The 18,063-nt window shown below is 69.1% G+C and carries 19 protein-coding genes; 13 read left to right on the top strand and 6 right to left on the bottom strand.

Features of this window, described 5'->3' with window-relative positions:
• Positions 1 to 205 precede the first annotated feature (205 nt).
• The 5 genes from ACIBQ6_RS07000 to ACIBQ6_RS06980 all read left to right on the top strand — a co-directional run bounded on the left by ACIBQ6_RS07000 (position 206) and on the right by ACIBQ6_RS06980 (position 3,498).
• Positions 206 to 580: a hypothetical protein gene (locus tag ACIBQ6_RS07000; RefSeq protein ID WP_397210599.1), complete on the top strand. Its 375-nt coding sequence runs from the start codon at positions 206 to 208 to the stop codon at positions 578 to 580.
• Between the two features lie 701 nt (positions 581 to 1,281).
• Positions 1,282 to 1,632, top strand: a complete 351-nt coding sequence (locus tag ACIBQ6_RS06995; protein WP_397210598.1) for a hypothetical protein — start codon at positions 1,282 to 1,284, stop codon at positions 1,630 to 1,632.
• Positions 1,633 to 1,667: 35 nt separating this feature from the next.
• A complete protein-coding gene (locus ACIBQ6_RS06990) occupies positions 1,668 to 2,396 on the top strand; it encodes an aldo/keto reductase (RefSeq protein ID WP_397210597.1) in 729 nt (242 codons plus the stop codon).
• A 17-nt stretch (positions 2,397 to 2,413) separates the two neighbouring features.
• Positions 2,414 to 3,004, top strand: a complete 591-nt coding sequence (locus tag ACIBQ6_RS06985; RefSeq protein ID WP_397210596.1) for a hypothetical protein — start codon at positions 2,414 to 2,416, stop codon at positions 3,002 to 3,004.
• 89 nt (positions 3,005 to 3,093) lie between these two features.
• A complete protein-coding gene (locus ACIBQ6_RS06980) occupies positions 3,094 to 3,498 on the top strand; it encodes a hypothetical protein (protein WP_397210595.1) in 405 nt (134 codons plus the stop codon).
• Positions 3,499 to 3,732: 234 nt separating this feature from the next.
• Here ACIBQ6_RS06980 and ACIBQ6_RS06975 read toward each other — a convergent pair whose 3' ends face one another.
• Positions 3,733 to 4,170, bottom strand: coding sequence for a calmodulin-binding protein (locus ACIBQ6_RS06975; RefSeq protein ID WP_397210594.1), 438 nt, complete (start codon positions 4,168 to 4,170; stop codon positions 3,733 to 3,735).
• Between the two features lie 253 nt (positions 4,171 to 4,423).
• Between ACIBQ6_RS06975 and ACIBQ6_RS06970 the strand changes: the two genes are divergently transcribed.
• Positions 4,424 to 4,990 carry a phosphotransferase gene (locus ACIBQ6_RS06970; RefSeq protein ID WP_397210593.1) on the top strand — a complete coding sequence of 189 codons (567 nt, stop codon included), beginning with the start codon at positions 4,424 to 4,426 and terminating at the stop codon, positions 4,988 to 4,990.
• A 911-nt stretch (positions 4,991 to 5,901) separates the two neighbouring features.
• A complete protein-coding gene (locus ACIBQ6_RS06965) occupies positions 5,902 to 6,342 on the top strand; it encodes an ATP-binding protein (protein ID WP_358300837.1) in 441 nt (146 codons plus the stop codon).
• A 118-nt stretch (positions 6,343 to 6,460) separates the two neighbouring features.
• Here ACIBQ6_RS06965 and ACIBQ6_RS06960 read toward each other — a convergent pair whose 3' ends face one another.
• Together ACIBQ6_RS06960 and ACIBQ6_RS06955 are read right to left on the bottom strand one after the other, a co-directional pair.
• Positions 6,461 to 6,808: a DUF5994 family protein gene (locus ACIBQ6_RS06960; RefSeq protein ID WP_397210592.1), complete on the bottom strand. Its 348-nt coding sequence runs from the start codon at positions 6,806 to 6,808 to the stop codon at positions 6,461 to 6,463.
• 42 nt (positions 6,809 to 6,850) lie between these two features.
• A complete protein-coding gene (locus tag ACIBQ6_RS06955; protein ID WP_397210591.1) occupies positions 6,851 to 7,855 on the bottom strand; it encodes a tyrosine-type recombinase/integrase in 1,005 nt (334 codons plus the stop codon).
• A 152-nt stretch (positions 7,856 to 8,007) separates the two neighbouring features.
• Here ACIBQ6_RS06955 and ACIBQ6_RS06950 point away from each other — a divergent pair, with 152 nt between their 5' ends.
• The 4 genes from ACIBQ6_RS06950 (at position 8,008) to ACIBQ6_RS06935 (ending at position 11,422) form a co-directional block, all read left to right on the top strand.
• Entirely contained in the window at positions 8,008 to 8,592 is a 585-nt protein-coding gene (locus tag ACIBQ6_RS06950; RefSeq protein WP_397210590.1) for a DUF5994 family protein, read from the top strand.
• 118 nt (positions 8,593 to 8,710) lie between these two features.
• Positions 8,711 to 9,034, top strand: coding sequence for an STAS domain-containing protein (locus ACIBQ6_RS06945; RefSeq protein WP_358300683.1), 324 nt, complete (start codon positions 8,711 to 8,713; stop codon positions 9,032 to 9,034).
• Positions 9,035 to 9,114: 80 nt separating this feature from the next.
• Positions 9,115 to 10,065 (top strand): acyl-CoA desaturase, encoded by a 951-nt coding sequence (locus tag ACIBQ6_RS06940; RefSeq protein ID WP_397210589.1) that lies wholly within the window; start codon positions 9,115 to 9,117, stop codon positions 10,063 to 10,065.
• A gap of 85 nt (positions 10,066 to 10,150) precedes the next feature.
• A complete protein-coding gene (locus ACIBQ6_RS06935; RefSeq protein WP_397210588.1) occupies positions 10,151 to 11,422 on the top strand; it encodes a PP2C family protein-serine/threonine phosphatase in 1,272 nt (423 codons plus the stop codon).
• Between the two features lie 154 nt (positions 11,423 to 11,576).
• Here the strand turns inward: ACIBQ6_RS06935 and ACIBQ6_RS06930 are convergent, their stop codons facing one another.
• Together ACIBQ6_RS06930 and ACIBQ6_RS06925 are read right to left on the bottom strand one after the other, a co-directional pair.
• A complete protein-coding gene (locus ACIBQ6_RS06930; protein ID WP_397210587.1) occupies positions 11,577 to 12,794 on the bottom strand; it encodes a serine hydrolase domain-containing protein in 1,218 nt (405 codons plus the stop codon).
• Positions 12,795 to 13,069: 275 nt separating this feature from the next.
• Entirely contained in the window at positions 13,070 to 14,200 is a 1,131-nt protein-coding gene (locus tag ACIBQ6_RS06925) for a serine hydrolase domain-containing protein (RefSeq protein ID WP_397210586.1), read from the bottom strand.
• 978 nt (positions 14,201 to 15,178) lie between these two features.
• On the opposite strand from ACIBQ6_RS06925, the gene ACIBQ6_RS06920 reads away from it, so the two are divergent.
• Positions 15,179 to 16,234, top strand: coding sequence for an FAD-dependent monooxygenase (locus ACIBQ6_RS06920; protein WP_397210585.1), 1,056 nt, complete (start codon positions 15,179 to 15,181; stop codon positions 16,232 to 16,234).
• Positions 16,235 to 16,372: 138 nt separating this feature from the next.
• Here ACIBQ6_RS06920 and ACIBQ6_RS06915 read toward each other — a convergent pair whose 3' ends face one another.
• Complete coding sequence (locus ACIBQ6_RS06915; RefSeq protein ID WP_397210584.1) at positions 16,373 to 16,714, bottom strand: integrase core domain-containing protein; 342 nt, start codon at positions 16,712 to 16,714, stop codon at positions 16,373 to 16,375.
• 230 nt (positions 16,715 to 16,944) lie between these two features.
• On the opposite strand from ACIBQ6_RS06915, the gene ACIBQ6_RS06910 reads away from it, so the two are divergent.
• The gene (locus ACIBQ6_RS06910) at positions 16,945 to 17,967 is read left to right on the top strand and encodes a glycerophosphodiester phosphodiesterase family protein (protein ID WP_397210583.1); all 1,023 of its coding nucleotides are present in this window, start codon (positions 16,945 to 16,947) and stop codon (positions 17,965 to 17,967) included.
• Positions 17,968 to 18,063: the final 96 nt, after the last annotated feature.

The raw sequence follows: 18,063 nt of genomic DNA, 5'->3' as shown, positions 1-18,063 counted from the left end.
GTCCATGAGGGCCGGGAACTTCCCATCTCGGCACCTTTCGTCGGCCAGAAGGTGAAGAAGGCCAGTTTCACGGGCCGCAATGGGCGCTATTAACATCTACGTCATCCAGCGCTAGACAGATGATCACGTCCAGTCTTTATGAGGCAAGTACACCGTGCCGTCAAGACAGCACTCGGCCCCATTACGTTGTCGGCGGCCCGCGCGTGTGGCGTCTTTCTCCATAAACGGGCTGGCGGAGCATGGTTGGCTCGGTCTGAATGACAACGACACGGGTCTGCCGGAGGTACTCATCATCACCCCCGTCGTGGGCGTGGGGCACGAACGGGTCCAGAAGGTTCTGGCCGAGCTGGATCCCAGGACCGACCGTCGTGGCCAGCCACTGATCAGCCGGAATCTCGGTTACCTGACCCCGGAACGCACCTATCGCACATGGACCTTCGGTCGTGACGGCGATCTCGACGCCGTGGCGGCTGATCTGGCCGGTGCTCTGGATCGGAATGGCATGCCGTTCATCGATGACCTGTCGGGCTGGGAGCGGTTCTCCGCCGAGATCGAGACGACTGAGCTGCTGTTCGACTGAGAACGGTGCATCATCGTGCTGGTGGTCCGCGCGTTGAACGGCCAGGTCGAGGCGGCTGTCGAGATGATGGAGGGAGAGCTCGCTCGGGTGACAGGCGTGGATGACGTGTACGCCGACTTCTACCGCGAATACGCAGAGGGGTTTCGCAAGCGTATGAGGGCTCCAGGGACCACTGGGTAGGCGATGCCCTCGACTTTGGAGCCAGGGGGTCGCTGGCCATCCTCTCTCAAGGCGGAGAGTTGGGGAGCCGGTGGGTGGCGAAGCCACAGAGCCGTAGGAGAAGCCCTGTCTGCGCGGGCCCTTGATGGAGCATTTGGGTGTTGGAGCACGTGTCGAGCACGGCGACCGGCATTTATTCGTAGCACCGGCGTGCTCTGGGGCACGGGGCTCACGGTGTGGTGCCGGCCACCATGGTCAATGGGGTGCCCGCCGTGCTCGGTGCGTGCTCGTACGCCCCGTCACGCGTCGTCAGCACGCGGCACCATCTGATGCGCAATGTGCGCGGAGGCGGAACGAACTGCCACCAAACGGCACGGTGCGGCACTAAAGGATCTTGCTTCTAATCCGACGGTCGCAGGTTCGAATCCTGCAGGGCGCGCTTTGATCATGGCCTGACCTGCGGGTATGCGGGATCGGATGCGTTCTAGAATTCTCGTCCAGCGTTTGCGTGCTCCGTGCGTACTCGGTGTCACCAACCCTTGGTGATCGGCGACGGCGCGGTCGGTTTGTCCGCCGTGATCGCCGCCAAGCGGCTGGCCGCCGAGCAGATCATGCTCATGGGCCGCCACACCGACCGGACCGATCTGGGCCGCGACTTCGCCGCCACCGACGTCGTCGCCGAACGCGGCGACGAAGGCGCGGCCCAGGTACGCGAGCTGACCGGCGGCGCCGCCCCCGCCCGCGCCTACATCGAAGAGCTCATGCCCGACATCCTGAACGGCGTCATCGACCCCGACCGCGTCTTCGACCGCACCGCCGGCCTGGACAACGTCCCCGACGCCTACCGCGCCATGGCCGAGCGCCAGGCGCTCAAGGTCCTCCTCCGACCCTGAAGAACGGGCAGGGCCCGACGCAGACCCAATACCACGTGCGAGACACCCCGGTGCAGACCGTCACCCTGAACAACGGCGTCGAGATGCCGATCCTCGGCTTCGGCGTCTTCCAGAGCCCGGCAGAGCAGACCGAGCAGGCCGTCACCGACGCCCTGGCCGCCAGCGGCATCCCACGCGAGGAACTGTTCGTCACCACCACGCTGTGGGTGCAGGACAACCCCGCCGAAACCCACACCCGGCGGGCGTTCGAGACCTCGGCCAAGAAGCTCGGCCTGGACTACCTCGACCTGTACCTGATGCACCAGCCCTTCGGCGACGTGTACGGCCAGTGGCGGGCGATGCAGGCCCTGCACCGCGAGGGGCGGATCAAGGCGATCGGGATCTCCAACTTCTCCCCCGACCGCGTCGTGGACATCGTCGACCACAACGACATCACCCCGGCGGTCAATCAGATCGAGCTCCACCCCTTCTTCCAGCGCACCGCCGACCAGCAGATCAACAGCGAGCGCGGCATCCTCATCGAATCGTGGGGGCCGTTCGCCGCGGGCAAGAACAACCTGTTCACCGACCCGGTCCTCACCGAGATCGGCGCCGCGCAGGGCAAGAGCGTGGCGCAGGTCGTGCTGCGCTGGCTGATCCAGCGGGGCGTCCCGGTCAACGCCAAGTCCGTCAACCCCGAGCGGATGAAGGCCAGCTTGGAGGTGTTCGACTTCGAACTCGCCACACAGGCGATGGACCGCATCGCCGCCCTGGGCACCGGCTGACATGGAGAGGACGGACGATGGACGGCATCCCCCGAGCCCTCGACCGTCGCCAGGTCCTGCGCGGCGCGCTGCTTGCGGGAGGCACCGTGATCACCGCGGCCGCCTGCGGCGGCGGCCCGTCACCGGCGCCCACGTCGGCCGCCGAGCCGGCCTCGCAGCCGGTGAGCGCGCCGCCCTCCGCAGCGGCGGGCCGCACGGTCCTGCTGGTCTACTTCTCCCGGCCCGGCGAGAACTACCACTACGGCGGCGGCCGCACCCTCCAGAGCCCCGCGGACGTCGCCAAGACCCTCGACCAAGCAGTGGGAAGGGGCAGTCAGGCTCGGCCTACAGGCGGAACCGTTGACGCCTGCCGTGACCGGGTCAGGGGCGAGGACGCGAGGTTCTCGACGCCGGGCCTGGCGGCAACCAGGCCCGACCACCTCGGTGGCCCGCTCTGCCTTCATCTCGCCGTCGAGCTGAACGCCTGCGAGGCGTTCAGCGTCGGCCGGCGGCAGATGGCGGACGGTGAGGTCCTCCAGGGCATGACCGAGCGCGTCCGCAGATCACACGGCAAATCCGTTGGAATTCGCCCCGGCCCCACAGCGAGGCGTCCAGATCAAGAAATGTAGCTCATCGTGGCCAAGGCGAATACGACAGTAATCAACGGGTGGTGCAGAATCACAGATGATCAGCACGAGCCTTACAGAAAGCGGCGCACATGCGCCTCGCCCGCAAGATCCTTGCCCTCGCAGCCTCCACCCTCGGCGTCGGCGGCCTGGCCCTGGCCACCCTGGCCACCCCGGCCCTGGCCGCCGACACGCCCATCGCCCCCTACGCCCAGGCCGCCGCCCAGGTCAACGCCAACGGCACCATCACCAGCTCCAAGAACGTCACCCAGGTCGCCAAGGTCGGCACCGGCAAGTACTGCGTCCAGCTCCAGTCCGACATCTCCGCCGCCCGCGCCGTCCCCATCGCCACGCTGCGCTCCAGCGCAGACTGGCGCAGTGAGATCTACACCAACCTCGAGAGCTCCAACTGCTCCGGTCACCCCAACTCCGTCTTCGTCTACACCGGCAAGAACGGCGCGGCCGCCGACGAACCGTTCTTCCTGCTCATCCCCTGAGCGGCCCCGAGCGCCGGCGCCCGGCGCGCAGCCGGGACCCGGACCCGGCGACATGACGGGAGTCGTGTCGTCGGCGTCGGGCGGCATGGGAGGCCCTGGTGAACCGAACGGGAAGCGGGGATCGGGCCGAGGGGTTGCCCGGCACGTCGTCCGTTGCTTCCGCCGTCACTCCTCGGGCTCCCATGCGTGCGGCCCCCGGAAGACCGTTCCGGGGGCCGCGATGACAAATTGACGTCAGACGCCGCGGGGCGCGAGTTCGCGTACGAGCCGGGTGCTCCAGCCGCACCAGACATAGCCCGGGAGGAAGGCCCCGCCGGCCTCGTCCAGGTGGTCCTCGACGTAGGGGATCGTTGCGTCGCAGACCTCGATCGCGACGTCGAAGAAGTCGACGGTGCCGGGGTTCAGGTGGTAGCTCCAGCGGGGGTTGTAGGGGGCCGTCCGCGGGAGAATGCGGCCGAGAATGTGTGGCCGGTCTGTGGTCTCGCCGTTGACCAGGTCGCGGGCGTGTTGAATCTTGGCAGGGTCGGTGAGCTTGACGACGAACTCCTCTCTGGTGACGTCCGTCATCACGAAGTAGGCCTCGTCTGCTGCCTGGGCAGGGGCGGGAGCGACGACGCCGAGCGCCACGATGGCCGCGAGGGCGGTGAGCGTCTTGGTCAGGATGCTGCGCATGGAGATCCCTTCACCTCGCATGATTACCGAACGTTACGATCTTCTACGTTGAGTAATCGCAATGGCAAGGGAACAGCCACTGACGTCACGGTGACACCGCCATCACCGGAGAGAGGCGGGTAAACAGGACCGCACAAACGCCACATATCGAGCCAGCCACGATCTTGGCGGGAAATGGACCTACCGGACGTCGGCGTCCTCCAGTGCCTGGTACGGCGTCGCGAGCCCGACGTCGAGCTCGCGGGCGATCTGGGTGACCGACTCGACGTCACGGGACTGGCTCGAGCTCGCCGCGCGGGCGGCGGCGACGGGACAGCCGTGGGCCGACGAACTCGCCTCTCACGTCGAGACGTTCCTCGCGATTGCCCACTTCGTCGACACCTGCGAACGGCCAGGCCCCGTCGTGCTGACCCATAAGGACATCCAACCGTGGAACCTGCTCGCTCGAGACGGCCGACCGGTGGTGCTCGACTGGGAGCTCTCGGGGATGCTCGACCTGGCCAGTGAGCTCGGCTCGACCGCGCTGAGCCTCGCGAAGGGATCTGGCTTCGACAACATCGAGCCCAGCATCTTCCGCTCGGTCCTCGACGGCTACGTCGCGGGGGGCGGAGCCCTGCCGCCGTCGGGTCCAAGCTGGTTCGTGTTCATGATCGGCGGCTGGCTGGGGTTCACGAGGTGGAACATCCTGCGCTGCCTGGCCGGTGTCGAGGCGAGCACCGGCCCTGCCCTCGCGCTGTCGCACGAGTCCGTGCGCAACGGCGTACGCGGTCTCCCCGACATGTTCGGCCGACTTCCGGAGCTCGAGGCGCTGCTCGTGTGACAGTGACCGGCGTCTGTGCTGGGTGCGCGGCGTGACGCGCGCTCCCGCTCCCGCCGGGCGTCCGCCCCGAGGGATGGACAGCGGTTGTCATGTCGCGGGGGCCGCACCTGCGCAAGAAGGTGCGCACCACCGTGGCGGAACCCTCGCAGCAGAAGGTGCCCGACCTGATCCGGCGGGACTTCACCGCTCCCGCCCGGGCAGTGTGACTACGTGAATCCGCTGGTGTGGCCGCTGGTCACCAGACATGGGAGTCGCCGGTTGCTCGGCTGTGAGGCCCGCGTCGTTGAGCCGCTTGATGAGGCCGGGCTTGCCCTGGTGGCGTTCCCGGCGGTGGGTAAGGCGCGGCGAGCCAGGCGCGCCGGGCCCGGCACCCCCGACTTCGGCGCGCTACTCCTGCTGGACATGACCACCCCGCGCCCCGTTGCAGACCCGTCCCCGCGACATCAGACCCGGCCCCGTCCGTTACCGATCTTGCTGGGCTGTACGGTCGTCCGGACATCTGTCACTTCATCCGCCACAAGGAGCCTCTTCGAGTCGGCTTGGCGATCTCGTGGATGGAGGAGGCTTGTCGATGGAGAGCAAGGGCCTCGCCAGCAGCCGGACTTCTTGGGCGTTTCCTCCTTCGCCACAGGGGTAGAGGTGTCCCGAGTCAGACTCTGATTGCACTGCGGTCGTCGTCGCTCCCGCAAGTCACGCTGATCGCGCCATCGAAGGGACCATGATGTCCAAGGCGCCGTTGGCCGTCCCATTGCCCGTGCCGACCGGCGTGGCCCCTCCATCGGCTGATGTCCCGGCCGCTGTCGACATGTCGCGACGAGGGCGGGCGTGCGGCGCGTCCAGGTGGCAGCTCCCTCGGACCGCAGCCGACGGTCCCGGTGATCGGCGATGAGTAGGCGTGACCGGTGAGCGGGATGTCCGGGCCGCCGCCGGAATGCCGAGACCCGCTGCTGACCTGGGCACTGAGTACGTCCGGGCCGGGTGGTGCGGCCGCGTACGATCAGAGCGCATTGCGGAAGGGCGTGAGCGCCCATGCCACCCAGCAGGGGCTGTCGTCGGCTCGGCGGGAAGATCTTGAACTGGCGGTGCACGAAGGTGTGGCCAACGTGTTTGATCATGGTGGTGGAGCCGGGCTGGTCCGCCTGTGGCAGGCCGATGGCTTGCTGTGCTGCGAGATCAGCGATCATGGCCCCGGGATCCCGGTCCGCCACTACCGGCAGCGGGCATCGATGCCTGCCCGCGACCGTGACCACGGCCGCGGGCTGTGGCTGATGGCCGAGCTCAGCGACTCGCTCACGGTGACCACCGGCCCGGCCGGCACGACCGTAGTCATCGTCGTCCGTCTGCAGGACTGACTTCCCGCGTCAGGTGCGGCACCGTCGTGAACGCGAGGGAGGACCACCAGGACCGCCGCACGACCACCCGCGGAGCAGTAGGCGGCGTCACCGCTGAACTGCGCCACCGAACGCGTGATCAGAGTGTGGGGTCCTCGCGGGCGGGCTGTCGGGTCCGGCCGCCTTCGTTGTCCCAACCGGCCAGGCGCTGCTCCTCCTCGGCGGCGGGACCGTCGTGGTCCGCGGCGGCGAGGATGTCGCCGGAGCGGGTGCGGCCTCGGCATCGGGTGGCCAGGTCGAGTGCCTTGTCGGCGGCTGCGGGTGTGGTGGCGGGTGGGATCACGAGCAGGTTGATGTGTTCGATCCCCCGGATGATGAGGTTGATCAGGTGGGGGTCGATGCTGTGGAACCAGCCCACAGACCGCAGCCATGTGGTCGCAGCCGGATGAGTCAACACCGTAGACGTCCTCTCAGAGTGGACAGCCATCGGCAGGCAGGGCAAGCAGGGCGATCTCGCCGCTTGGCACGGCTAATGGTCGCTGATCAGGGCGTTCAAGGCGGCTGCCCTGTCCGCTTCGGTCGGCAGTCCGTAGCGGCGGGTGGTGTCCAACGAGCCATGGCCGAGGAGTTCGGCGACCAGGACGGGGTCCGTGCCGTGGCGGACGAGCTGGGTGGCGAAGGTGTGGCGCAGGACGTGCGAGCTGAAGGGCTCGGTGGGGTCGTCGCCCAGACCGACGGCGTCGCCGAGGCCGGTGATGATGTCGCGGGCAGCGCGGTCGCTCAGACGACCGCCGCGCTGGTTGAGGAACAGCGCGGCGTGGGTGCCGGCTCCCTTCCAGCCGGCGCGGGTTGCCAGCCAGTCGGCCAGGGCCTGGCGCAGGTCGGGGTGGACGGGCAGCAGGCGGATCTTGCCGCCGTCGCGGCCCTGTCCGCGGATGCGCAGTTCGCCCTTGCGGACTGAGAGGCGCACGTCGGTCAGGTCGAGGCCGACGACTTCGGAGATTCGCAGGCCGGCGTAGTAGGGCAGCAGGGCGACGGCTTTGTCGCGCGGGGACGCGGTGAGCTGGACGTGGCGGATGTAGCGGCGAGTGCGCCGGGCGTCCAGGACTCGGGGGGCGGTGCGGCGGGAGTCGCGTTCGCGGCGCGTCCGGGGCTTGCCGAGGCCGCGGCGGGCGTAGAAGTCGTCGATGGCCGACAGGTAGGCGTCGATGGTGTTGGGAGCGCGGCGGCCGTCCTTGAGGTGGCGGCGGAAGTCGCGTACCGCGCCGGCGGCCACGACCGCATCGGTGAGCGGATCGCCGTCCAGGGCGGCGGCGTCGGCTTGGACGGCCAGCCACGCCAGGTAGCCGCGCAGCCGGGAGGCGTACTTGGTCTTGGTGGAGTCGGCCAGCGGGGCGCGCTCGAGTGCGGCGGTGTAGTCCGCCAGGACGGCGGCGTGGGGAGCGGGGAGCGGGACGGCCCGTGACCGGCGCGGGTTTCCGGAAGCAACCCCGGCCGGCGCCGTGAATCCCGAGGGCGAATTTCCCGAAGTCATCCACAAAGTCTACTTCCGGAATTATGTGATTCCGGAAGTAGGAGGTAGAATGAAGGTACCGAGGACTTCTCGAGCGTTGGCACTCAGGTCTGCGTCGCCCCCGGCGAACCACCACAGGCCCCTTTCGAAGGGGCCCGGATAGGTCAGCGACCATGACGCCGACACTCCTTTCTCAGCAGCCCGCACCGCTCAGCCCCACCTCATCCGCGATGCCTCGGGCCGATTCCGCACTACGGCTCAGTCTCCACCCGGTGCCGAATCGGCGATCGGTGGTGGACGGGGCCTGGTGGCCCTACTCCAGTGACGGTGCCGCGGAGTTGCCCGGTCTCATCGCCGCCGTCGACCGGCTGCTTGATCGGGTCACGCTCCGCGTCGGCGTGCATTGCGACGCGTGGCAGAACGTCCCGCGCCGCATCCCGGCCCGCGGGCGGCAGGTCCGCGTCGGCTGGTTCCGCCACACCGACCCGCGCGTGATCACTCTCAGCTTCGCGTCCGGCGAGCCGGTCGTCCTGCTGATCATCCCGTCAGGAACCGCCGCCGGCGCCGCCGAGGCCGTGCTCAAGCTCACCGCCCAGGACACCGCCGGCTTGACGGCCGACGCCATTCTCACTCTGGCGCACCTGCCGGCGGGCCCCGGTCCGCGTGCGACGGCCGGCTCAGCCCGCTGGGAGGACGAGGGCGGGTCGGTCAACGGGCAGAAGGCGGCCTCGTTCACGGCAGGGCCAATCCTGGCGTGACCCACGTGCCGCCTGCCGGCCGGATTGAGCGGTCCGGGTACCGCCCCTTTTCCGGCGGCGGGCCGATCTTCGGCCGGCAGGCATCTCATCCCTTCCAGCTTCTCCACAGGAGACCTCCATGACCGTCATCGACACCGCCCCACTCGGCGAGGCGAGCGCCTCGGCGCCGACCCTCGTGCACCTGGCGGGGGACATCGACATCTTCACCACAGCTCAGCTGCGCAGGCGGCTGATCGACGCTCTCGCCCACAGCACCGGCCTGCTCGTCCTGGACCTGTCCCAGGTGACCTTCTGCGGCGCCGGCGGGCTGGGCGTGCTGGTCGGCGCCCAAGGCCGGGCCCGGTCACGGGGCATCACGCTCGCCCTGACCGGCGTTCCGCCGCGTATGGCCCGGCTGCTGCACATCACCGGTCTGGGGCACCGATTCCGGATCATCGCATGACCGGCACGCCACCCACCCGCCAGCTCGCCGCGACTGCCGGCTATGACGGCAGTTCGCCTTTCCCTCGGCCTGCGACACCGGTGCGGGCCGGTATCACCCCGGCGACACTGACCGCCGCGATCGTGATCGCGCCGTTCCTCGCGCTGGGCGCCGGCATCTGGCTGGCGTGGGGGGTCGGTGTCAGCCTCACCGACCTGCTCCTGGCCGTCGTCTTCTACGTCGTGACCGGGCTGGGGGTGACGGTCGGCTTCCATCGCCTGCTGGCCCACCGCTCCTTCACCGCCCGTCCGTGGCTCCGCGCCGTCCTGGCCGTGGCCGGGTCGATGAGCTTCCAGGGCAACCTGATCGACTGGGTGGCCGTACACCGCCGCCACCACGCCTTCACCGACCGGCCCGGCGACCCGCACTCCCCCTACCGGTACGGCACCGGTCTCGGCGGACGACTGCGCGGCCTGGCCCACGCCCACCTGGGCCGGCTGTTCTCCAGCGAACCCACCTCGGCCACCACGTATGCTCCCGATCTGCTGCGCAACGACCCGGCCATGCTGCGGATCTCCCGCGCCTACCCTGCCCTGTGCGCCGCCTCCCTCCTCCTGCCGTTCGCGGCGGGCTGGGCGATCAGCGGCGGCCTCTACGGCGGGCTGACCGCGTTCATCTGGGCCGGCCTGATCCGTATCGCCCTGCTGCAGCACGTGACCTGGAGCGTCAACTCCCTGTGCCACATGATCGGTGAGCGTCCGCACAAGGCCCGCCGCCATGACCGCTCCACCGACCTGTGGCCGCTGGCCCTGCTGTCCTTCGGAGAAAGCTGGCACAACGGCCACCACAGCCAGCCCAGTTGCGCCCGGCACGGGCGCAGCGGCCGCCAGATCGATCCCTCAGCCGCACTCATCAGCCTCTTCGAACGCCTGAACTGGGCCAGCGATGTGCACTGGCAACCCCCCGACGTCCTGGGCCACCATCGCACAGTGGCCGGCAAGCACACGCTGCGCATCAGCGCACCGCGCCAGGACGGAATCGCGAGGCGTTAGCCCTGGTCAGCGCCTGCGGGAGAAGCACGTACGGCTGGGAAGAAGAACTAGTGCAAGGGGAAGGGACTCCAGGGAAGGCGTCGCGGTGACCGGTGATGGCGAGCAGATGCTGGGCGGCTTGCTGAGCGCCAGCCAGCTCTCCTCCCTGGAGGATCTGCCTGACCTGGTCGCCGAGTACGGACGGTCGGTGGGCTTCTCCCAGACCATGATCTACGTAGCCGACCTGCAGCAGCAGGTGCTGGTCCCGCTGACCGGGCAGCGTGATGTGTACGGCGACCCGCTCGAAACGATCCGGATCGACGCCACCATCGCAGGACGCGCCTTCCGCAACATGGAGATCGTCGAGGCTCGGCACGTGCTGGATCCCGCCGCGCCCGAGACCGCGCCGACGTCGCCGGCGGGCGATGGGCCTCAGCGCCTGTGGGTGCCGTTGCTGAACGACACCGAGCGGGTCGGCGTCCTGGGAGTGACCGTGGCGCAGGGCTCGGAGAGCGTGGGGTCGCTGGCCGGCCGACTGGCCTCGCTCGTCTCGCTGCTGGTGATCAGCAAACGCCCGCACAGCGACTCCTATGCGCGCCTGGTACGCGCTCGGCCGATGACGCTGTCGGCCGAGGTGTTGTGGAACCTGCTCCCACCGCGAGCCTTCGCCGATGACAACGTGGTGGTCAGCGCCGCCCTGGAACCTGCCTACGAGGTGGGCGGCGACGCCTACGACTACGCGATCGACAGCGGCACACTGCGCGTGTCGATCTTCGACGCGATGGGACACGACACCGCGGCCGGCCTGACCGCCACCATCGCCATGGGGGCCGGTCGCACCAGCCGCCGCCAGGGCAAGGACCTGCCCGCGACGAGCGAGGCGATCGACGCGGCGATCGACGAGCAGTTCATCGACCGTTTCGCCACAGGAGTCCTGGCCGATCTGGACCTGCGGACCGGTTGGCTGAGCTGGGTCAACCGAGGGCACCATCCGCCCCTGGTGATCCGCAAGAGCCAGCAGGTCGCCACCCTGGACAGCGTGCCCGATCCGCCGATGGGCATCTGCCTGAGCCTGTCCACCGGATTGCTGCGCTACCAGTTGGAACCCGGGGACCGGCTGCTCTTCTACACCGACGGCGTCATCGAGGCCCAGAGCCCGGACGGGCAACCCTTCGGGCTGGAGCGCTTCATCGACTTCATCGTCCGTCACGAGGCCGACGGCACGTCCGCCCCGGAAACACTCCGACGGCTGATCCACAGCATCCTGCAGCACCAGCACGGCCGACTCCAAGACGATGCCACCGTGCTGATGGTCGAGTGGCGCACCGGGCGGCAACAGCAACTCGTCCTGGGAAAGATCAAGGTGCCGGGACCGTAGGGCGCAACAGCATGGGCACCGAACCGGCTGCACGCCGACGACCAAGTGGCCGGGTCGACATCGGTTCGGCGGCTCAGATCACCTGCCGGTCGAACTTGTGGCCCGGCCTCTTCCCGCCCTTGCCACCAGAGGGCTTCGAGCGTTGCGGCGCCTGCTATCGCTCGGCGCACAGGGCGGTGTCCAGAGCGGCGTTGACCTGGTCGGCGGCGGGTTTGGTGTAGGGCATCGCGGTGACGGCGACGGTGGCCGCGCGTCCGTCCTCGGTGGCGCCGTTGCGAACCTCGTAGCCGGAGATGTCGCCGCCGTGGGCCCAGGCGTGGCCGCCGCAGCTCAGTTCGATCTTCATCAGGCCGAGCCCGTAGCTCCAGCCTTTCGGGAATCCGGGCGCGGCGATGGTCTGCTTCATCTGCTGCAGCAGGTCGGGCTTGAGGAGCCGGCCGTCGAGCAGTGCACCCAGGAATCGGTTGACGTCGCGGGGGGTGCTGATCATCTGTCCGGCCGCCCATGCCCAGGACGGGTCCAGCTGTGTGACCTCGGCCAGTTCGGCGCCCGGCTCGTTGGCCTTGGCCCGGTAGCCCTTGGGGTGGGGGCCGCGGATGTTCTGCTCGCCGACGCCTGGCCAGTAGGTGTCGCGCAGCCGGAGCGGGGTGATGATCCGGTTGGTGATCTCCTCGCCGAGGGGCCGGCCGGTGATCTTCTGCACCAGCAGGCCGAGCGCGATGTATCCGGTGTTGCTGTAGGCCCAGCCGGTGCCGGGGGCGAAGGCGGGCTGGCGGGTCAGGCCCACGTCGAGCACGTCGCGGGGTTCGAAGTAGCGGTGGCGGGCCTGGGTCCACGATGGCCAGGAGCCGAGCAGATCGTGTTCGTAGTCGGGCAGGCCGGCGGTGTGCTGGAGCGCCTGGCGGACGGTGAAGCGGCGGCCGTCGTTGCCGTTGGCGCGGATCAGGCCGGGCAGATAGGTCTCGACCGGGGCGTCGAGGTCGATCTTGCCCTCTCCGGCCAGTTGCAGGACGAGCGTGGCGAGGAAGGTCTTGGTGGTGCTGCCGATGCGTACCTTCCCGTTGCGGGGGACCTTCGCCCGGGTGGCCAGGTCCGCCACGCCTGCGGTGTAGTCGCGCACGCGCCCGCCGCGGTCCCGCGTCGAGGCCAGCGCGCCCGGGAAGCCGCCGGTGCCGACCAGGTCTTCCAGAGCCGTCTGTACGGCGTCGGCCGGGCGGGCCCGCGCGCCGGCCTCGGCGGCGGCCGGGGCGGCGGCCAGGCCCAGGGCGCTGAGGGCGACGGCGGCCGCGGTGGCCGGGGCCAGGGCGCGGCGCCATCGGGGGGTGGCCGGCGAGGGCGTGAGGGCGGCTCTGGTGGGGTGGGACGGCGACATCGGTTCTCCGCGGTGACGGTGTGGTGTGACGGGAGGGGGTGAGGAACCTGCGATCGCGATGTGCAGGGCTGGTGGGGAAGAGATGGCGGCTGCGCCTGCTCTTGGGGAACGTCTCCCGGGCACGGGCTGACGGCGGGGGCGGGACGTGGCCATGAGCCTGTGTCGCCGCAAGATCCTGCTCGTGCTGACGGCTGCTCGCAGGTTCCTCCGCCCTGGATGCCGTCAGACGCGCACCTGCCCTGCCCCGAGGTCGAACCCTCGGGGCAGGGGCGGTCTCAGGCGCAGAAGGCGGCGTCGATCGCCTTCTCGAAGGGAGCCTGGTCGGTTTGCGGCTGCTTCTCGTTGACCGACAGGGCCAGCGTGGTGCGGCCGTCGGGGGTGGTGTAGGCCGCGGTGAGGTAGCCGGGGATGCCTCCGGTGTGGCCGATGATCTGCTTGCCGCAGCTGGTGGACTGCACCCTCAGGCCCAGGCCGTACGCGCCGATCTGGGAGTTGACGAACAGGCCCTTCTGCATCTCGGTGAGTTGGGCGGGCTTGAGGACCTTGCCGGTGGCCAGGCTGTGGAGGAAGGTCGTCAGGTCCTTGGTGGTGGTGATCATCGCGCCGCCGGCGCTGGCGATGCTCGGGTTGAGTCGGCTGATGTCGACGTATTGGCCGGTGCTCTTCTTGATGTAGCCGTGGGCGTGCGGCCCGGGGATGGAGGTGGAGGAGGTGGGAGCGGAGGTGTCGCGCAGGCCCAGCGGCTTGATGATGCGCTTGGTGACCTCGCTCTGCCAGCTGTTGCCGGTCACCGCCTTGATCAGCATCCCGGCCACCAGATAGCCGGTGTTGGAGTAGGAAAAGCGCGTGCCGGGCTCGAAGTTCAGCGGCTTGGCCAGCGCGGCCGCCACCAGCTGCTCGTCGGTGAACCGGGTGAAGCGCAGCTTCAGGTACGGCTCGCCGACGGTGGGAAACTCCGGCATGTCGGTGTAGCTGGGGATCCCGGCGGTGTGCTGCAGGATCATCCGCACCGTGATGTCGTTCTCGCGTGGCAGCAGCCCGGGCAGGTAGGTGGCGATGGGCTCGTCCAACTTGATGCGTCCCTCGCCGGCCAGGTGCAGCACGGTGGCCGCGGTGAAGACCTTGGTGGCGCTGCCCATGCGGAACAGCCCGTCAGCCGGGACGGGGCGGCTGTCGCCGATCCGGGCGGTCCCGGCCCGCAGCACGCGCTGGTTGCCGGCCTCGGTGAGCCTGGCCTGCACTCCTGCCACGTTGCCGGTATCCACCAGTGCGTCCATCGCCTTCTGCAGCGAGGCGGTTGTGCTCGGCGTCGTGGCCTGGGCGGCGTGCGCCGGGACGGTGGCAAGGACTGTGCCGGCGGTGGCGGCGGCGAGAGCGAGGGCGAGGGACTTGGACGTGATGCGCATGAAGTGACTTCTCCCGAATGGCGATCCAGCGCCGTATCGGCGCTGGTCATCACGTTATGGGCGGCGATCACAGTAAACGATCCCGCCAGCTGCCCAATGCTCACTGGCATGGACGGCTACATCCTGGTAGGGCCTACCCCACCAGCACGCGCCGCGCGCCAGGGCGGGCCGCGCCGGGCGCCCCAGGCGCCGGCGACGCGCGCTCACTCCGCTGCGCAGCCTCTGGGCGGCCGGCAGATCGGTCCGCTTCCGGCCGCCCGCAGACCGATCTGTACTTCCGCCTGCCGTAGGGATGACAACGTCGGCCCAAAGCCGGTTCCGGCCTGAGACGGCGGAGGCACGGGCGGGCCGAGCCGATGCGGTCGTCCGAAGGGGGCACGTGGCGGGCGCCAGAAGACGGTGCTCGCCGGTATCCCGATGCCGCGCATGAACTCGCCCAAGAAGCGGTGGGTGCAGTCGTGCCGCCGCGGAACTCCTCGACCGCTGCCTCGCATGGAACGAACACCGCCTGCGGCAGGCCCTACGGGAACATGAACACTTCTACAACCACCATCGTGCCCGCCAAGCCCTGGGCCAAGCGGCGCCGCTGCACGTTGTCCCCGATCCGATCACGGACCCCGAGCAAATCATCGACCTCGACATACGGCGACGCGGCCGGCTCGGCGGCGTCCTCCGCGAGTACTCACATGCCGCCTGACCTGCATGGATGCGATTTTCGGCAGGCGTAGAGCGCCGCCACCCCGACTGATGCGTCGTCGATGCGTGCGAACAGCTGGCTCGGGTCCGGCGTGGCGTAGCGCGCGCGGTAGCGCACTGTGTGCGTATAACTACTCTGTGCAAAATGAAGTACAGAAGGTGGTTTGTGTCGGCGGCGGACCCGCCGGCCTGTATTTCGCGATCCTGATGAAGCTACGCGATCCTTCGTGTGACATATCCGTATTCGAGCGCGATCCGGCGGGTTCGACGTACGGCTGGGGCGTGACGTACTGGGGCAGCCTGCTCGACCGGCTGTACGAGAGCGATCCCGAGTCGGCCCGCGCCATCGGCGAGGCGTCCGTGCGGTGGCATGACGGGATGGCCCTCGTCGGCGGCCGCACCACCACGCACCGTGGCGACGAGGGCTTCGGCATCGGCCGCCACCGGCTGCTCGGCATCCTGGCCGACCGGGCGATCGCACTCGGCGTGCGGGTGGAGTTCGAGCGCGAGATCCTCGGCGAGGTCCCGGACGCCGACCTGGTGGTGGCCGCCGACGGGGTGAACAGCCCACTGCGCGGCCGCCACGACTTCGGCACCGAGGTCGCCACTGGGGGCAACACCTACATCTGGCTCGGGACCACCAGGGTCTTCGACGCCTTCACCTTCGCTTTCGTGGAGACCGAGCACGGCTGGATCTGGTGCTACGGGTACCCCTTCGACGACGAACGCAGCACCTGCGTGATCGAGTGCGCGCCCGCCACGTGGCGCGGGCTCGGGCTCGACCGCGCCGACGAGGCGGGCAACCTGGAGCTGCTGGACAAGCTGTTCGCCGACCTGCTCGACGGGCATCGGCTCGTCGGGCGCGGGCAGGGCGCCGCGCAGTGGCTGCGCTTCCAGACCGTGACGAACCGCTCCTGGCACCGCGGCAACCTCGTCCTGCTCGGCGACGCCGCGCACACCACGCACTACTCCATCGGCGCCGGGACCACGCTCGCGATCGAGGACGCCATCGCGCTGGCCGGTGCGATCGAGCGCCATCCCGCTCTGGCGCCCGCGCTCGCGGCCTACGAGCGGGAGCGCAAGGCCGCGCTGTTGCCGGTCCAGAGCGCCGCCCGCTACAGCGCGCGGTTCTACGAGGACCTGCCGCGCTACCTGCGCCTGGAGCCCGCGCAGATGTTCGCGCTGCTCGGCCAGCGGCACTCGCCGCTGCTGTCGTACATGCCACCGCGGCTGTACTACCGGCTCGACCGGGCGGCGAGCCGGCCGGTGGCGCTGCGCAAGATCAAGCGCTGGGCCGGGCACTGGATCGCCGGGTCCCTGCAGTCGTTGTCGCGCTGACGGGGTCGGCGCAGGTCGCGGACGAGGCGGCCGATGACGGAGTGGACCCTGCTGTCGTCGGACGAATCCGAGCCGATCAGCGGGGTCACAGCCCGCCGGCGCGGACACTGCGCCTGCCGAAAATTCCATCCACGCAGGTCAAGCCGCTTGTGAGTACTCATGGGGTACGCCGCCGAGCCGGTCTCGTCGGCGTACGTTCGCGTCGATGATTCGCTCTGGGGCCGTGATCGGATCGGGGACGGTGCGCAGGGGGGCTGCTTGGTTCAGGGCTTGATGTGCTCGGTGCTGGTTGTAGAAGTGTTCGTACTCGTGGAGGGCGTGCCGCAGGTGGTGTTCGTTCCAGATCAGGCAGCGGTCGAGAAGCTCGTGGCGGCACGACTGCACCCGCCGCTCCATGATCGAGTTCATTCGCGGCATCCGGATGCCGGTGAGCACCGTCTTGGGATCCGGCTGCCCGGCGTCGGCGACCTCCACTCGCATCGCCGCGCAACGTCACGGGGACCATCCGAAGATACTTTGGGACCGGGGTCGCATTCGGGGAGAGGACCTGCTCGTCCGAAGCGTTCTGCGAACGTTCATGACCTCATCACGCCAGCGCCGAGACGAGGGTGCGGACAGGCCTTTAGCCTCGCCAAGGTCATTTCAGACCCTTAACAGCGGAGTGCCCCGTGCGTCATCACCATGCCCTGGCAAGTCTGGCATTCGTTTGCGTGCTCGCCGCGCCGGCGGTCGCCCACGCGGCGACGGCCGACGGCCCCGGCGTGCTCCCCCAGAAGACCCACTTCGACCTGCAGGCCCACCGCGGCGGCCTCGGTATGACGACCGAGGAGTCGCTGGAGGGGTTCGCCAAGGCATTGCGCCTCGGGGTCACCACCCTTGAGCTGGACACCCATGTGACCAAGGACCTGAAGGTGGTGGTCAACCACGACCGGCAGATCAGCGTCCAGAAGTGCCAGGACACCGCTCCCGTCACCCCCGGGGACCCGATGTTCCCGTACGTCGGCAAGTTCATCAAGGACCTGACCCTGGCCCAGATCAAGACCATGAACTGCGGCTACAAACAGCTGCCCGGCTTCCCCGAGCAGGAGGTGGTCGACGGCTTCCGGATGGTCGAACTCAAGGACGTGCTGAACCTTGTCAGGAGTCACCGGGCCAAGCAGGTCAAGCTGAACATCGAGACCAAGGTCGAGGCGGGCGCACCGGAGCAGACCGCGCCGCGCGAGCTGTTCGTGGGCCGCGTGTTCGAGGAGATCCGCGCCTCGGGTATCGAGCGCCAGGTCACTATCCAGTCCTTCGACTGGGGTGCCCTGATGGAGATGCACCGGCTCGCACCGGAATGGCCGCTGGTGGCACTGACCAACTACGACTTCCTTCAGGTGGGCAAGCCGGGCGCCTCCCCGTGGCTCGGCGGGCTCGACGCCGACGACTTCGGCGGCGACTTCGTCAGCGCCGCCGCCGCCGTCCCGGGCGTCACGGCACTGTCCCCGGTGTACGGCTTCCCGCAGAACGGCACGATCAGCGACCCCGCCTTCCGCTTCTACGTCACCGAGAAGATGGTGTCGGACGCGCACGCGCGCGGCCTGAAAGTGATCCCGTGGACCTGTGACGACCCGGCCACGATCGAGGCCCTCATGGACATGGGGATCGACGGCGTCATCACGGACTACCCGGACCGGGTCCGGCGGATCATGGCCGACCGCGGCATGCGCCTGCCGAAGCCCTACGACAAGTAGCCCTCGACCGCTCCTGAGCGCTTTCGCGGAGAAGGCGTCCACCCTCCGAGTTGCGCCGGCCGCCGGGAGGGTTTGGCGGGTGTCGCGGACGAAGGC

The organism is Nonomuraea sp. NPDC049655, assembly GCF_044465465.1.
Classification (GTDB): domain Bacteria; phylum Actinomycetota; class Actinomycetes; order Streptosporangiales; family Streptosporangiaceae; genus Nonomuraea.
This window is presented reverse-complemented; position numbering and strand designations above follow the sequence as displayed.

What these genes read in the sequence shown, in the direction of transcription:
- ACIBQ6_RS06925 (WP_397210586.1), bottom strand. Translation starts at nt 14,200, where the DNA reads ATGCGCATCACGTCCAAGTCCCTCGCCCTCGCTCTCGCCGCCGCCACC.
- ACIBQ6_RS06985 (WP_397210596.1), top strand. Translation starts at nt 2,414, where the DNA reads ATGGACGGCATCCCCCGAGCCCTCGACCGTCGCCAGGTCCTGCGCGGC.
- ACIBQ6_RS06965 (WP_358300837.1), top strand. Translation starts at nt 5,902, where the DNA reads ATGTCCGGGCCGCCGCCGGAATGCCGAGACCCGCTGCTGACCTGGGCA.
- ACIBQ6_RS06950 (WP_397210590.1), top strand. Translation starts at nt 8,008, where the DNA reads ATGACGCCGACACTCCTTTCTCAGCAGCCCGCACCGCTCAGCCCCACC.
- ACIBQ6_RS06945 (WP_358300683.1), top strand. Translation starts at nt 8,711, where the DNA reads ATGACCGTCATCGACACCGCCCCACTCGGCGAGGCGAGCGCCTCGGCG.
- ACIBQ6_RS06960 (WP_397210592.1), bottom strand. Translation starts at nt 6,808, where the DNA reads ATGGCTGTCCACTCTGAGAGGACGTCTACGGTGTTGACTCATCCGGCT.
- ACIBQ6_RS06915 (WP_397210584.1), bottom strand. Translation starts at nt 16,714, where the DNA reads ATGCGAGTGGAGGTCGCCGACGCCGGGCAGCCGGATCCCAAGACGGTG.
- ACIBQ6_RS06930 (WP_397210587.1), bottom strand. Translation starts at nt 12,794, where the DNA reads ATGTCGCCGTCCCACCCCACCAGAGCCGCCCTCACGCCCTCGCCGGCC.
- ACIBQ6_RS06980 (WP_397210595.1), top strand. Translation starts at nt 3,094, where the DNA reads ATGCGCCTCGCCCGCAAGATCCTTGCCCTCGCAGCCTCCACCCTCGGC.
- ACIBQ6_RS06955 (WP_397210591.1), bottom strand. Translation starts at nt 7,855, where the DNA reads ATGACTTCGGGAAATTCGCCCTCGGGATTCACGGCGCCGGCCGGGGTT.
- ACIBQ6_RS06975 (WP_397210594.1), bottom strand. Translation starts at nt 4,170, where the DNA reads ATGCGCAGCATCCTGACCAAGACGCTCACCGCCCTCGCGGCCATCGTG.